11 protein-coding genes and 1 pseudogene are annotated in these 14,753 nt (G+C 67.7%); 6 read left to right on the forward strand and 6 right to left on the reverse strand.

The window, feature by feature from the left end; translation table 11 throughout:
• The first annotated feature begins 394 nt into the window (after positions 1 to 394).
• The 3 genes from ACN0RJ_RS17585 (at position 395) to ilvN (ending at position 4,584) form a co-directional block, all read left to right on the forward strand.
• Positions 395 to 2,149, forward strand: coding sequence for an acetolactate synthase 3 large subunit (locus tag ACN0RJ_RS17585; protein WP_417721473.1), 1,755 nt, complete (start codon positions 395 to 397; stop codon positions 2,147 to 2,149).
• Complete coding sequence (locus tag ACN0RJ_RS17590) at positions 2,142 to 3,941, forward strand: sulfotransferase (protein ID WP_417725063.1); 1,800 nt, start codon at positions 2,142 to 2,144, stop codon at positions 3,939 to 3,941. Before ACN0RJ_RS17585 ends, ACN0RJ_RS17590 begins: the two co-directional genes overlap by 8 nt.
• A 79-nt stretch (positions 3,942 to 4,020) precedes the next feature.
• Positions 4,021 to 4,584, forward strand: coding sequence for an acetolactate synthase small subunit (ilvN, locus tag ACN0RJ_RS17595; protein WP_417721471.1), 564 nt, complete (start codon positions 4,021 to 4,023; stop codon positions 4,582 to 4,584).
• A gap of 25 nt (positions 4,585 to 4,609) precedes the next feature.
• Here the strand turns inward: ilvN and ACN0RJ_RS17600 are convergent, their stop codons facing one another.
• A complete protein-coding gene (locus ACN0RJ_RS17600) occupies positions 4,610 to 4,948 on the reverse strand; it encodes a hypothetical protein (RefSeq protein WP_417721470.1) in 339 nt (112 codons plus the stop codon).
• A 253-nt stretch (positions 4,949 to 5,201) separates the two neighbouring features.
• Here ACN0RJ_RS17600 and ACN0RJ_RS17605 point away from each other — a divergent pair.
• Together ACN0RJ_RS17605 and ACN0RJ_RS17610 are read left to right on the forward strand one after the other, a co-directional pair.
• Positions 5,202 to 5,411 (forward strand): annotated as a pseudogene (locus tag ACN0RJ_RS17605) (helix-turn-helix domain-containing protein); the annotation flags it as partial.
• Positions 5,412 to 5,417: 6 nt separating this feature from the next.
• Positions 5,418 to 6,020, forward strand: a complete 603-nt coding sequence (locus ACN0RJ_RS17610; RefSeq protein WP_417721521.1) for an XRE family transcriptional regulator — start codon at positions 5,418 to 5,420, stop codon at positions 6,018 to 6,020.
• 3 nt (positions 6,021 to 6,023) lie between these two features.
• Here ACN0RJ_RS17610 and ACN0RJ_RS17615 read toward each other — a convergent pair whose 3' ends face one another.
• The 5 genes from ACN0RJ_RS17615 to ACN0RJ_RS17635 form a co-directional block, all read right to left on the reverse strand.
• Positions 6,024 to 6,839, reverse strand: coding sequence for a DUF2189 domain-containing protein (locus tag ACN0RJ_RS17615; RefSeq protein WP_417725064.1), 816 nt, complete (start codon positions 6,837 to 6,839; stop codon positions 6,024 to 6,026).
• Positions 6,840 to 6,918: 79 nt separating this feature from the next.
• Positions 6,919 to 8,043 carry a peptide chain release factor 2 gene (prfB, locus tag ACN0RJ_RS17620; protein ID WP_417721468.1) on the reverse strand — a complete coding sequence of 375 codons (1,125 nt, stop codon included), beginning with the start codon at positions 8,041 to 8,043 and terminating at the stop codon, positions 6,919 to 6,921.
• A 200-nt stretch (positions 8,044 to 8,243) separates the two neighbouring features.
• The gene (locus tag ACN0RJ_RS17625; protein ID WP_417721467.1) at positions 8,244 to 10,781 is read right to left on the reverse strand and encodes a penicillin-binding protein 1A; all 2,538 of its coding nucleotides are present in this window, start codon (positions 10,779 to 10,781) and stop codon (positions 8,244 to 8,246) included.
• Positions 10,782 to 10,890: 109 nt separating this feature from the next.
• Positions 10,891 to 12,096: an N-acetylmuramoyl-L-alanine amidase gene (locus ACN0RJ_RS17630; protein WP_417721466.1), complete on the reverse strand. Its 1,206-nt coding sequence runs from the start codon at positions 12,094 to 12,096 to the stop codon at positions 10,891 to 10,893.
• A 100-nt stretch (positions 12,097 to 12,196) separates the two neighbouring features.
• Entirely contained in the window at positions 12,197 to 13,342 is a 1,146-nt protein-coding gene (locus ACN0RJ_RS17635; protein WP_417725065.1) for a pyridoxal phosphate-dependent aminotransferase, read from the reverse strand.
• 55 nt (positions 13,343 to 13,397) lie between these two features.
• Here ACN0RJ_RS17635 and ACN0RJ_RS17640 point away from each other — a divergent pair, with 55 nt between their 5' ends.
• Positions 13,398 to 14,723, forward strand: coding sequence for a M48 family metalloprotease (locus ACN0RJ_RS17640; protein WP_417721464.1), 1,326 nt, complete (start codon positions 13,398 to 13,400; stop codon positions 14,721 to 14,723).
• Positions 14,724 to 14,753: the final 30 nt, after the last annotated feature.

Below are 14,753 nucleotides of genomic sequence, written 5' to 3' on the forward strand. Positions count from 1 at the left end.
AAAACACCGGCTTTTCCGCAGCATAGCGGTCCGCACCCCGCCCCGTCGGCGGGAACGTGCGCAGGGGATCGTGCGCGGTAGGGCGCCCGGAAAGCGCCCCGGATTTCAGAAAATGTCCTCAGAACCCACCCCGAAGCAATAAACGGCAATTTTTTTACCCCCGCCGGACAACTTTTTTCGACGCTCGGAGGTTGACGCCCCGTTCCCCAGCCCATAATGTCCGCCGGGCACGCAAACGGAGTCCCCCACGGTGGCACGACTGGTAATTATCGTAGGAAAATGGCGCATGGGCCGGTAACCGGAACCATATTGGTCCCCCATGCGCCCCCGACATCCTCGGGGGCTTTTTTGTGCGCGAAAACAAAATGAACGACGGCGTAAACGGAGACACGCGATGACACGTCAGATGACAGGCGCGAAGATGGTGGTTCAGGCCTTGATAGATCAGGGTGTGGACACGGTATTCGGCTATCCCGGCGGTGCGGTTCTACCGATTTACGACGAGATCTTTCAGCAGAACGAGATCCGCCACATCCTCGTGAGGCATGAACAGGCCGCGCTTCATGCCGCCGAAGGCTATGCCCGCTCGACCGGCAAGCCCGGTGTCGCGCTCGTCACCTCGGGACCCGGCGCGACCAACGCGGTCACCGGTCTCACCGATGCGCTGATGGATTCGATCCCGGTCGTCGTGCTCTCGGGGCAGGTTCCGACCTTCATGATCGGCTCCGACGCCTTCCAGGAGGCCGATACCGTCGGCATCACCCGGCCCTGCACCAAGCACAACTGGCTGGTCAAGGACACCGACAAGCTGAGTTCGGTCATCCATCAGGCGTTCCACGTCGCGACGGCGGGCCGGCCCGGTCCGGTGCTGGTCGACATCCCCAAGGACGTGCAGTTCGCCAGCGGCGACTACACGCCCCGCCCCAAGGCGCCGGTCGGCCACTACCAGCCGCAGGTCAAGGGCGACATGGAGACGATCACCCAGCTCGTCGAGGCGATCGAAACCGCCGAGAAGCCGGTGTTCTACACCGGCGGCGGGGTCATCAACTCCGGTCCGGCGGCAAGCCAGCTTCTGCGCGAACTGGTCGAGGCCACGGGCTTTCCCATCACCTCGACGCTGATGGGACTCGGGGCCTATCCGGCCTCGGGCAAGGCCTGGCTGGGCATGCTGGGGATGCACGGGCTCTACGAGGCCAACCTCGCCATGCACGGCTGCGACCTGATGATCAACATCGGGGCACGCTTCGACGACCGGATCACCGGGCGGCTCGATGCCTTTTCGCCGCGCTCGCGCAAGGCGCATATCGACATCGACCCCTCGTCGATCAACAAGGTCATCAAGGCGGATCTGCCCATCGTCGGCGACGTCGGCCATGTTCTCGAGGACGTGCTGAAGGTCTGGAAGGCGCGCGGCCGAAAGGTCAACCGCGAGGCGCTGGCCAAGTGGTGGCGCCAGATCGACGAATGGCGCGCGGTCAAGTGCCTGACCTACAAGACCTCGGAAACCGTCATCAAGCCGCAATACGCGCTCGAACGGCTCGAGGCGCTGACCAAGGGCATGGACCGCTACATCACCACCGAGGTCGGCCAGCACCAGATGTGGGCGGCGCAGTTCCTCGGCTTCGAGGACCCGAACCGCTGGATGACCTCCGGCGGGCTCGGCACCATGGGCTACGGCTTCCCGGCCTCCATAGGGGTGCAGGTCGCCCATCCCGAGGCGCTGGTCATCAACGTCGCGGGCGAAGCCTCCTGGCTGATGAACATGCAGGAGATGGGCACCGCGGTGCAGTACCGCACGCCGGTCAAGCAGTTCATCCTGAACAACGAACGGCTCGGGATGGTGCGCCAGTGGCAGCAGCTTCTGCACGGGGAGCGCTATTCGCAATCCTGGTCCGAGGCCCTGCCCGATTTCGTCAAGCTGGCCGAAGCCTTCGGTGCCAAGGGCCTGAAATGCAGCGACCCCGCCGATCTGGACGACGCGATCATGGAGATGATCAACTACGACGGCCCGGTGATCTTCGACTGCCTGGTGGAAAAGCACGAGAACTGCTTCCCGATGATCCCCTCGGGCGAGCCGCACAACAAGATGCTGCTGGGCGACTCCAAGGCGACGAATGCCATCGCCGGAAAGGGTGCGGTGCTTGTCTGACACGACGGCACGCTCGCGTGCGCCGAGCCCGGCGCAGGCCGTGTCCCGTGCCCGCGCGCTGCTCTCGGGCGGCAGGCGGGCCGAGGCCGGGGCCCTGCTCCGGCAGGTGCTCTACCGCGAAAGCGGCCACCGCGAGGCGCGGCGCCTGCTGGCGGGGCTCGGCCCCGACGCCCGGCCCCGGCCCCGTCTCGGCGCCGAGGACCGGGCGATCCGGCAGGCGGTGACCGAGGCCGTTCATGCCGGTCAGTGGCGGCGGGTGGCCGAACTTGCCGCCCCGCTGCTCGGCCGCCAGCCCTTGCTCGGCGACATGGCCAATGCCCTGGCCCTTGCGCTGCGCCACCAGTCCCGACCGAACGAGGCGCTGCGCGTCCTCGACCATGCCATCCGCTGCGACCCCGCCCTGCCCGACAGCTACGTGAACACCGCCATGATCCTGCGCCACACCCTTCAGTTCGATGCCGCCCTGCAAGCCGCGCTTGCCGGCTTCGACGTCGCGCCGGACCTGCCCGCGGTCCGCATGGCGCTGGGGCACGCGCATTTCGACCTCGAACAGGTGTCCGAGGCGGAAACCCACCTGCGCCGGGCCGCCGAACTCGATCCCGCCAACCCGCTGGCCCACGACGCGCTGTGCCGGGCGCTGGCGCTGCTGAACCGTCTCGACGATCTCGACACCGCGCTGGCGGAGGCAGAGACCCGCTGCCCCGGCGACCGGTTCCTGACCATCCACCGTGCGGGCCTGCTGGCGCGCCGGGGCGATCCCGAAGCGGCGCTGGCGCTGCTGGACGGCGTCGACCTCGACGGCCTCGCCCCCGAAACGCGGGCGACCGCCGCCGCGACCCGGGCCAGGGCGCTCGACGCGCTCGGCCGGTACGACGACGCCTTTGCCGCCTTTGCCGAGATGAACGCCCGCCAGGCGCGCGTCAGCCTCACCGCGGGCGGCGACAACCCCTTTCCCGCGCAGATCGAGGCCCGGCTGGCCGGGATCGGCGACCTGCCCCGGGGCGGCTGGGCACCGGAGCCGGACGACGGCTGGACGCCGGTGTTCCTGGTCGGGTTTCCCCGGTCCGGCACGACGCTGCTCGACACCCTGCTGCGCAGCCACGGCGCATGCGCCGTCACCGAGGAGCGCCCCTTCGTCGACCGCAGCCTCGGGCGCGGCATCCGACCGGGACAGGAGGCCGCCGACCTCGCCGCGCTTGCCCCCGAGGCGCGGGCCGCGCGCCGCGCCGCCTATCGCGCGCTATACGAGGCCGATCTCGACGCCCCGCTCGGCGGGCGCCGCGCCGTCGACCGCCTGCCGTTCAACATGCTGCAGGCCGCCGTCATCGCGCGGCACTTTCCCGGCGCGCGCTTCATCCTCGCGCTGCGCCATCCCTGCGACTGCGTGCTGAGCTGCTTCATGCAGTCCTTCGCGAGCAACCCCGCCAACGACACCTTTCTCGACCTCGCCACGGCCGCGCAGAGCTACGACCGCGCCTTCACGCTGTGGGAGGCGTGCCGCGAGCGGCTCGGCCTCGACGTGGTGGAGGTGCGCTACGAGAGCGTGATCGACGACGTGCAGGCGGCGCTCACCCCGGTGCTGGAACGGGTCGGGCTCGACTGGCACGAAGGGATGCGCGACCACCGCGCCACCGCGCGGAACCGCAAGGTGATCCGCACCGCCAGCCACGACCAGGTGACGCGCGCGCTATACCGTTCCGCCGAAAACCGCTGGCGGCACTACAGGAAACATATGGACCCGGTCCTGCCCGTTCTCGCCCCCTGGGCGGACCGCTACGGCTACGAGATCTAGCCCCGGAACAGCCGCCGGAGACCCTGCCCCTCGCTGCCGAGACGCCGCGATACGGGCCGAAAAGGAAGGAAGAAACGCCATGTCTGCGCTACAGATCAAGAAGGGCTCGAACAAGCATTCGGCCTACAACCTGCGCCCCACCTTCTCGGATGTGCAGGAAACCCATACCATCACGGTGCTGGTGGAAAACGAACCGGGCGTGCTGGCCCGCGTCATCGGCCTGTTCTCGGGCCGCGGCTACAACATCGACAGCCTCACCGTCGCCGAAGTGGATCGCGCCGGCCACCTGTCGCGCATCACCATCGTCACCACGGGCACGCCGCAGGTGATCGAGCAGATCAAGGCCCAGCTCGGCCGCATCGTCGTCGTGCACGACGTCCACGACCTGACCGCCGAGGGCAGCTCGGTCGAACGGGAACTGGCGCTGTTCAAGGTGGCGGGCTCCGGCGAGAAGCGGGTCGAGGCGCTGCGCCTCGCCGACATCTTCCGCGCCAATGTGGTGGACAGCACGCTGGACAGCTTCATCTTCCAGCTGACCGGAGCGCCCGAAAAGATCGACGCCTTCGCCGACCTGATGCGCCCCCTCGGCCTGAACCAGGTGGCGCGTACCGGCGTCGCCGCATTGTCGCGCGGCCACGCCTGACTTTCCTGAAACGAAGCGTTCCGCGTCAGGCGCGGAGCGCTTCCTTGGGATCATTGCCGTTGTCGACAAGACGGAACGGCACGACCTGACCCAATTTCTCGCGGACCGGCGTGATACGCGGCGGCACGCGGCACGCACTGCGCAGACGCTGCGCGATTCCCGCATATTGCTGACGCACGATCCTTTCGGGATTGCGCGCGTATCTCAGGTCCTTTTCCTGGGAAAGATCGAATTCCACCAGGTCACCCGCATCCAGCGCCACGCCGTCATGCGCGCTCGGCGTGGTGTCGTGATAATAGGCCAGATCCCCGTGGTCCTCGCACCAGATCACTGCCTTGTGATCACTGCAGTCGGCCCAAAGCACAACCCCATACATCCTTCGTGACATGGACACACCCTTCACGTTCCCTTCCCCACCAAATTGACGCATTTACGGGTCCACGCACATGCGAAGAAACGTGACTTTGTATTGCATTTTGTGGCTGTTGAAGTAAGAGTTGGTGCGTATACGCATCACATCTGCTGCCAATTAGCGTCAGTGTTTTCCAAGTGACAGGATCGCGGAGAAGTCCGAGGGGTTCTATGTCTGGACCAGCAGTGATTTCTGAAGGAAGATCATGGCCAGCGACACGCGCCACACCAACTCCAAACCCAATCCTGCGGAACTCCGCAGCGTATTCGGTGCGAATCTGCGTCGATTGGGACGCGATGCCGCCTCCGTATCGGCACTTTGTCGCGATCTCGGAATAAATCGGACACAGTTCAACCGATATCTGGCCGGCGAAAGCTTTCCCCGCCCGGACGTCCTGTACCGGATCTGTGCCTTCTTCAACGTGGATGCCCGCATCCTCCTGGAATCGGTGGACGATATCCAGCAATCGCCCCGCGATCTGCTGAGCCATCCGTTCATCGCGGATTTCGTCGGCGCCGGAATGACCGGCCTGCACGAAGAGGATTTCCCGACCGGGTTCTACCGCTTCTCGCGCATCGCCTTTTCCGACGACAGCCGCTTTGTCGTCGGGCTGGTGCAGATCACCCGCGACAACGGCTATACCTTCCTGCGCGGCTTCGAACCGAAAGAGGCGCTGGCGATCCTCGACATGCCGACCGACAAGCAGACGCGCGAATTCCGCGGCATCGTGATGCCCCAGGTCGAAGGCATCGCCGCCCTCGTCAGCCGCCGCGACGCGGTGACGACCTCGTTCAACTACCTGTCGCGCGTGCCCGCGCTCGCCAACAACTTCTGGGTCGGCTACACCGTGCGCACCATGCAGGAGAACCCCTCCGGCCGCCGCGCCGCGCGGCTGGTCTACGAATACCTCGGGCATGATACGCGCAAGATCCTCGCCGCGGCGCGCACCACCGGCTACCGCACCGCGGAACAGCTCGTGCCCTTCCACCGCCAGCAGCTCAGGGTCGGCCAGCCCTTCGTCTGAGCCTCAGGCCGGAACGGCGGACCCCCTCCGTTCCGGCGCCGCCGCATCCTCCGGGATCTTCAGAAGATCATAGAGATGCCAGGTGGCATGCCCGAGCAGCGGCAGGCTGACGAAGAGCCCGAGAAAGCCGGGGATCATCGACAGCAGCGTCACTGCGGCCATGAAGGCGCCCCAGCCGAACATCACCAGCGGATGGGCCGCGACATAGCCGAAGGAGGTGATCATCGCGGTCACGAAATCCACCTCGCGGTCCAGCAGCATCGGCAGCGCCAGCACGGTGATCATGTAGAGCAGTGCCGAGAACGCCGCGCCGACGAGCGTGCCGAACCCCAGCATCATGAGCCCGTTCGGCGTCAGGTAGACCGCCAGCGAGGACGAGATGTTGGTCATCGCGGACAGCCCGAGGAACAGGGCAAAGATCATGTGCCCGAGAAAGAACCAGAACAGGAAGACGATGACGATGACGGCGCAGATCGACGGCAACTGGCGCCGCGACTGGCCCAGGATGACTCCGAGGATGCGCCGCCGGTCCAACGGCAGCCCCGCCCCGATCCGGCGCGAGATCTCGTAGAAGCCGACCGCCGCGAAGGGCCCGAGCAGCGGAAAGCCGATCGCGGCCAGCACCAGCCAGTAGCTCTGCCCGGTCATCAGCGTGACAAGGGCCATCGCCAGCCCGCAGAGCACGTAGAACCCGGCAAGGACCAGCGCGAGGCCGGGGGCGCGGCGCAGGTCGAGAAAGCCGCGCCGCAGCGCCTCCCTCAGCGTGTCGACCCGGACCTCTCCGAAATCTGGCGCGCCATGCGCCGGAACCTGCTGCATCCGCCCCTCCCCCCGTGGCCTCTTCCCGGATCGTATCCTGTCCGGGCCCGGGGGCAAAGCGCAACGAAAACCTGCCGGTTCAGTCCGCCTGCGCGTCGGCGCGGGACTTGCCGGACACCTTGAGCGCCAGCGTCGCCGCCATGAACGGGTCGAGATCGCCGTCCAGCACGCCCTGGCTGTCGCTGGTCTCCACGCCGGTGCGCAGGTCCTTCACCATCTGGTAGGGCTGCAGCACGTAGGACCGGATCTGGTTGCCCCAGCCCGCGTCGCCCTTGGCTTCGTGCTGGGCGTTGATCTCGGCGTTGCGGCGGTCCAGTTCCATCTGGTAGAGCCGCGATTTCAGCGCCTTCATGGCGATGTCGCGGTTCTGGTGCTGGGATTTCTCGGACGAGGTGACCACGATGTTGGTCGGAATATGGGTGATCCGCACGGCGGAATCCGTGGTGTTCACGTGCTGCCCGCCGGCCCCCGACGACCGGTAGGTGTCGATGCGGATGTCGTTGGGCTTCACCTCGATCTCGATGTTGTCGTCGACCACCGGGTAGACCCAGACCGAACTGAAGGAGGTATGCCGCCGCGCCGCGCTGTCATAGGGCGAAATCCGCACCAGCCGGTGCACGCCGCTCTCGGACTTCAGCCAGCCATAGGCGTTGGGGCCGGAAATCTTGTAGGCGGCGGACTTGATGCCCGCCTCTTCGCCCGGGTTCTCGGACTGCAGCTCGACCTCGTAGCCGTGCTGCTCGGCCCAGCGGACATACATCCGCGCCAGCATGTTGGCCCAGTCGCAGCTCTCGGTGCCACCGGCCCCCGCGTTGATCTCCAGGAAGGTGTCGTTGCCATCCGCCTCGCCGTCCAGAAGCGCCTCGAGCTCCTTCTTGGCAGCCTTCTCGGACAGCACCTTCAGCGCCGCCTCGGCCTCGGCCACGACCTCGCCGTCTTCCTCCATCTCGCCAAGCTCGATCAGCTCGATGTTGTCCGACAGCTCCTGCCGGATCGAGGTGAAGGTCTCCATCGCGTCGACCAGCATCTGCCGCTCGCGCATGAGCTTCTGCGCCCCCTCCGGATCGTTCCAGAGGTTCGGATCCTCGACCCGCGCGTTGAATTCCTCGAGCCGGTGCGGCGCGGTGTCCCAATCCAGCCGCTGGCGCAGCAGATCAAGCGATTTCTCGATCTTGTCGATGGTGTTCTGGGTATCGGCGCGCATGAAAGCTCTCTCGGATCGTGCTGTGATCCGAAGGACATAAACCAGCGCCCCCCCGCCTTCAAGCGGCGCGACCCGCTCCCGCGCCCCGCCCGGGGCTTCTTCGGTTCGGAAAATATCCCGGGGGAGTCGCCGCGCAGGCGGCGACGGGGGCAGCGCCCCCTGTCCTTCGTCGATCATCGCGCCCCGCCCCGGCGTCGGGCTCAGTAGAGCCCGCCCGAGGACAGCGTGCCGAAGCTCGCCTTCGGCCCGACCACGGCCTTGCGCCCGGTCGAGGTGGTGACCTCGCGCGCGCGGCTCGAACCGTCCGGCTGGATCAGTTCGAAATTGCCGGTCATCGCCCAGCCGCCATCAAGCTGGATGCCGAACATCGGCTCCTCGCCGCGGCGGAAACACTCGGCCACCACGTTGGCGCCCGATGCCCCCTCGCCCAGGCGCGCGCCCGAGAAGCGGTCGATGTTGATGAATTCGCAGGCCTCCGGCACGCGGAACTTGCCGCTGCCGTATTTCTTCACCGCCTTGGTCATGAAGCGCTGGAACACCGGCCCGCACATGGACGCGCCATAGGCATGCCGCCCCAGCGGGCGCGGCGTGTCGTAGCCGATGTAGCAGCCGGCGACGATGTTCGAGGTGAAGCCGATGAACCACACGTCCTTGGCGTCGTTGGTCGTGCCGGTCTTGCCCGCGGTGGGCACGGGCAGATCGACCACGCCGGCCGCGGTGCCGCGCTTGACCACGCCTTCCATCATCGAGGTCAGCTGGTAGGCCGTCACCGCATCCATGATCCGGTCGCGGTTGCTGCGGATGGTCGGCCCCTTGCCCGGCGGCAGGTTCGGGTCCGCGCAATCGGAGCAGATCCGCTCGTTGCCCTTCTCGGCCTCGTGGTTGTAGACGGTGCGCCCGTAGCGGTCCTGCACCCGGTCGACCAGCGTCGGCTCGACCCGCTCGCCGCCGTTGGCGAACATCGCATAGGCCGAGATCATCTTGTAGAGCGTCGTCTCGTCAGCCCCGAGCGCATTGGCAAGAACGCGCCCCATATGGTCGTAAACACCGAACTTTTCGGCATAGCGCCCCACCGTGTCCATGCCGATCTCCTGCGCGAGGCGGATCGTCATCAGGTTGCGGGACTGTTCGATGCCGGTGCGCAGCGGAGTCGGTCCGTAGTACTTTTCCGACGAGTTCTTGGGCCGCCACACGCCCTGCGGCGTGTCGATCTCGATCGGGGCGTCGATGATGATGGTCGAGGGTGCATAGCCCGAATCCAGCGCCGCCGCGTAAACGAAGGGCTTGAAGGACGATCCCGGCTGGCGCATCGCCTGCGTCGCCCGGTTGAACACCGAATCCTGGTAGGAAAAGCCGCCCTGCATGGCGATCACCCGCCCGGTATGCACGTCCATCGCCATGAAGGCGCCCTGCACCTTCGGCACCTGGCGCAGCGTCCAGCGCAGGAAGGCGCCGTTGCCGTCGTCGGTCATCTCGCGCACGAAGACCACGTCCCCGCGCTTGAAATTCGCGGCAAAGTCGCCCTTGATCCAGGAAATGTCCTTGCGCGGCACGGAGTTGCCCCGCGGATCGTCGGTCGCGATGCCCTCGATCCCCAGCCGCATCGACTGGTCGCCGATTTCGAGCACGACGGCGGGGAACCATTCGCTTTCGAGCAGGATGTCGCGCGCCACGGGCGCGTCGGCCAGCGCCGCGCGCCAGTCGGCTTCGGAGCCGAGCCTGTCCTCGGAAATCGTCTTGCCGGTGCCGGTCCAGCGGCCGAGTCCGCGGTCGTATTGCTCGAGCGACAGCCGCAGGCTGCGCGCCGCCTCGACCTGCATCTCGGGGTCGATGGTCGCCCGCACCGAGAGGCCGCCGGAAAAGAATTCCTCCTCGCCGAAATTCCGGGTCAGCTGGCGGCGGATCTCGTCAGTGAAATAGTCGCGCGGCGGCAGGCTTTTCTGATAGGGCTCGTAATCGCCGTTCTGGACCGATTTCAGCGGCTGCGCGACCTCGGAGTCAAAGGTCGCCTGGTCGATATAGCCGTTCTCGAGCATCTCGCGCAGCACGAAGTCGCGGCGCTGGGTCAGGCGGTCCTTGCGGCGCACCGGGTGGAAATCCGACGGCGCCTTGGGCAGAGAGGCCAGCATCGCCGCCTCGTGCGGGGCCAGTTCCGACAGCGACTTGTTGAAATAGACCTGCGCCGCGGCGGTCACGCCATAGGCGTTCTGCCCGAGGAAGATCTCGTTCAGATAGAGTTCGAGGATCTTGTCCTTGGACAGCGTCTGTTCGAGCCGGTTGGCGAGGATGATTTCCTTGATCTTGCGTTCGATCTTGCGGTCGCCCGACAGCAGGAAGTTCTTCATCACCTGCTGGGTGATGGTCGAGGCGCCGCGCACGTCGCGCCCGCGGGTGCGCACGGCTTCGACCCCGGCGGCGATGATGCCGCGGATGTCGTAGCCCTGGTGGTGGTAGAAATTCTTGTCCTCGGCCGAGATGAACGCCTCCTTCACCAGGTCGGGGATCTGGTCGGCGGGCGTGAACAGCCGCCGTTCCTGGGCGAATTCGTCGATCACCCGCCCCTCGCGCGAATAGATGCGGCTGATGGTCGGCGGCGTGTACTGGGCCAGGCTCTCGTGGCTGGGCAGATCGCGGCCGTAGATCCAGAAGACGGCACCGATGCTGAGCGCGACCATCATCGCTCCCAGCGTGATGACGCTGAAGATGGCCCCGAAGAAAGAAAGGATGAACCGAGTCACGCGCTATGCCCCATGAGAGTGTGGTCCCCCTTATACCGCGTCCCGCCCACGGTCAAAACACAAGACCGCAAGCGGGCGGGCGCTTGCCGGTGGCGACCGGAGCGGGGCGTCATTGCCGCCGGAGGCGCTCCAGCGCGCCGTCCTCGATTTCCCAGGCCTCGATCCCGTCGCGGATTCCCGCCGCCATGCCCGCCCGCCAGGCCGGGTCCTGAAGGTGGGCGAGATCGGCTTCGGTCGACAGAAATCCGACCTCGATCAGCACCGACGGGATGTCGGCGGCCTTGAGAACCGAAAAGCCCGCGCTGCGCAGCGGATGCTTGTGCACGGTGCCGACGGCATTGCGGATGCCCGCGACAAGGTGCTCGGCCAGGGCGCGGCTGCGGGGGGCGTTGTCGAGCCGGGCAAGATCCAGCAGCACGTCGGCCACGCGGTCGTCGGCACCGCTGAGGTCGAGCCCGGCGAGGATGTCGTCGCGGTCGTGCCGTTCGGCCAGAGCCTCGGAGGCGGCATCCGAGGCGTCCGGCGCCAGGGTGTAGACCGTGGCGCCGTGGGCGATGCCCTCCTCGATGGCATCCGCATGAAGGGAGACGAAAAGATCCGCCCCCGCCTCGTGCGCCAGGGCGACGCGGCCCTCGAGCGAGACGAAATCGTCGCTGTCGCGGGTCAGCACGACGTCGAAGCCCGCGCGGCGCAGCACGTCGCGCAGGTCGCGCGCAAAGGTCAGCATGAGGTCGGCCTCGTCATGGCCGTCACGCTCGGCGCCGGGGTCGATGCCGCCGTGACCGGGATCGAGCACGATGCGCGGGCGCGGGTTGGCGGCGCTCCTCGGCGGCGCGATCAGCTTGGCCGGCGGCGGGTCCCAGCGCGGATCGTGCGGGACGCCGGATTGCGCCGCCATCTCCGCCGCCCCCGCCGGGGCGAGGCGCAGGCCGAGTACGGCGCGCCCGGTGGCATCGTCGACCGTCATCCCGGCGCGGGTTATGGTCATCGGCCCGGCCAGCAGGGCAACGAAGCGCGACCAGCCGCGCCGGTAGCGGCCCATGTTCAGGCGCTCCACGGCCTCGGAGCCGTCCATCGCCGCGGCGTCGGCCCCGGTCCAGTCGACCTCGCGGAAGTCGAGCACGAGGCGGGGCGGATCGACCAGGGTGAAGGCGCGCCAGGGCACCCCCTGGCTGAGGTCGAGCGTCAGGTCCGCCGCGCCGCGCCGTGCGTCGACGATGCCGCCACCCTCGTAACGCGCCCGCCCGCCCAGATCCTGCGCAGCGCCGGCCGTCGCGAGGCACAGCGCCGCAACGCATGGGAAAAACCTGATCATCTGCCTGTCTGCTTGTCTCGTTTTGCCGAAGCCTATCACGGGCGACCCGGATTCGCACCCCGCGCGACGGCCGCGCATTGTCGACGTATGGCCGGGCGCCCTACCCCCGCGTTTCCATGAAGCGCCGGAGACGGTCGAGCCCTTCCTCGATATCCGCTTCCGAGGCGGCATAGGAAAAGCGCAGCGTCCCGCCACCGCGCTCGGGGTCGAAATCCAGGCCCGGGGTCACCGCCACCCCGGCCTTGTCGAGGATCTCGGCCGCGAAGGCGCGGCTGTCCTGCGTCAGCTCCGACACGTCGGCATAGACGTAGAACGCCCCGTCCGGCGGCGCGATGCGGTCGAAGCCGGCGGCGCGAAGCCCGTCGAGCATCCGCGCCCGGTTGCGCGCGTAGGCGGCGCGGTTGGCTTCGAGTTCGTCGCCCGCGTCCATCGCCGCCAGCGCCGCCACCTGCGACGCATGCGGGGCGCAGATGAACATGTTCTGCGCCAGCCGTTCGAACTGGCGGATCTGCGCCTCGGGCACCACCAGCCAGCCGACACGCCAGCCCGTCATCGAGAAATACTTGGAGAAGGAGTTGATCACGACGGCCTCGTCGGTCACCTCGAGCGCGGTCACCGCGCGGCGGTCGTAGTCGATGCCGTGATAGATCTCGTCCGAGAGGAACGCCGCGCCCCGGTCGCGGGCCATCGCGGCAAGCGCGCCGAGTTCCCCGTGGTCGAGCATCGTGCCCGTGGGATTGGCCGGAGAGGCGACCAGCAACCCGTCGAAGGCGTGGCCGGCAAGATCCTCCGGCGTCGGCTGGTAACGGTTCGCGGCGGCGGTGCTCACTTCGAGCGGGACGAGATCGAGCGCCCGCAGGATCTGCCGGTACGACGGATAGCCCGGTGCCCCGAGCGCCACGGTCTGGCCCGCGTCGAACAGCGCCGTGAAGGCGAGGATGAACCCGCCCGAGGACCCGGGCGTCACCACCACGCGGGCGGGATCGACCTCGACCCCGTACCAGTCCTTGTAGAGCCGGGCGATGCGGCGGCGCAGTTCGGGGATGCCGAGCGCCACGGTATAGCCGAGCGATCCGGCCTCCATCGCCTTTGCCAGCGCCTTGCGGGCGGCGGCGGGCGCCGGGGTTCCGGGCTGGCCCACCTCCATGTGGATGATGTGGCGTCCGGCCTCCTCGGCGGCGCGCGCGGCCTCCATCACGTCCATCACAATGAAGGGATCTACCGCACCGCGTCTTGAGTTTCGCATGTCCCTCTCCCAAACTGGCCCGACCCCGAAGTACGAGCGAACCGAGGGAGGGTCAATGTTCGCAACCCGGCTGCTGGCCGCCCTTGCGGTGATCTGCTTCACCGCCGCAGCCCCCGTGCGCGCGGCGACGCTGCTGCGCGATGCGGACATGGAACAGACGCTGAGCGCGCTGGCCGCGCCGGTGCTGCGCGCTGCGGGGCTCAGTCCGAACGGGATCCGTATCCTGGTGATCGACGACGATTCCCTCAATGCCTTCATCGCCGACACCCAGCACATCTTCGTGCATTCCGGGCTGATCCTGAAACTGGGCAGCGCCAAGGAGTTGCAGGCCGTTCTTGCGCATGAGGCCGCGCATATCGCGGGCGGCCACATCTCGCGCAGGCTCGGCAACATGCGGGCGGCGCGCACGGCCTCGGCGCTCGGCCTCGTGCTTGCCGCGGCGGCGGGGGCGGCGACCGGCAGCGGCGATGCCATGGCCGGGATCATGCTCGGCACGCAAAGCTCGATCATGGGGAATTTCTTCGGCCACACCCGTGCCGAGGAAAGCGCCGCCGACATCTCTTCGGTGCGCTACATGGTGCGCGCGGGCATCGACCCGCGCGGCGCGATCCAGGTGCAGGAGATCTTTCGCGGGCAGGAAGCGCTGTCGGCCCGGCGCCAGGACGCCTACATGCAGACCCACCCCGCCTCGCGCGACCGGCTGCGCGCGCTGCAGGGGCTGGTCGCCGCCGCCAAGGTGCCGGAGACCGACGATCCCGCCGCCGACTACCTCTTTGCGCGGCTGAGCGGCAAGCTCTCGGCCTTCAAGCGCGCGCCGTCCTGGACTTTCCGGCGGGCCGACACGAGCTATTCCCGCGACATCGCCAAGATGCGCGAGGCGGTGGCCTGGCACCGCCAGTCAGACCTGAGAAAGGCGCTCGCAGCGATCGACGCGGCCATCGCCCTGCGCCCGAACGATGCGTATTACCACGACCTCAAGGGCGAGATCCTGCTCGAATCCCGGCAGGCCGCCGCCGCGGTCAAGGTCTACGACCAAGCCCGCCGCCTGGCTCCGTCCAACGCGCAGATCCTCGGCGGTCTCGGGCGGGCGCAGATGGCCGCCGGACAGTACAAGGCCGCGCTGGCCACGCTGGAGACGGCGCGCGGGCGCGACTGGGCGGATTCGCGCGTGCTGCGCGATCTTTCCGTCGCCTATGCCAAGACCGGCAATGCCGGCATGGCCTCGGAGGCGACGGCGCAGCGCTATGCGCTCGAAGGACGCTTGAAGGATGCCGGGATTCACGCCAAACGTGCGGTCGACCTTCTGCCCCGCGGGTCCGCCCCCTGGCGGCGCGCGCAGGATGTGCTGGCCGCCTCGGAACGCGCCGCACGCAAACGCTGACCCCCGCCGCGCACCGCCGCGGCTCAGGAA

The organism is Salipiger sp. (genome assembly GCF_048261495.1).
In the GTDB taxonomy this organism is placed as follows: Bacteria; Pseudomonadota; Alphaproteobacteria; order Rhodobacterales; family Rhodobacteraceae; genus Salipiger.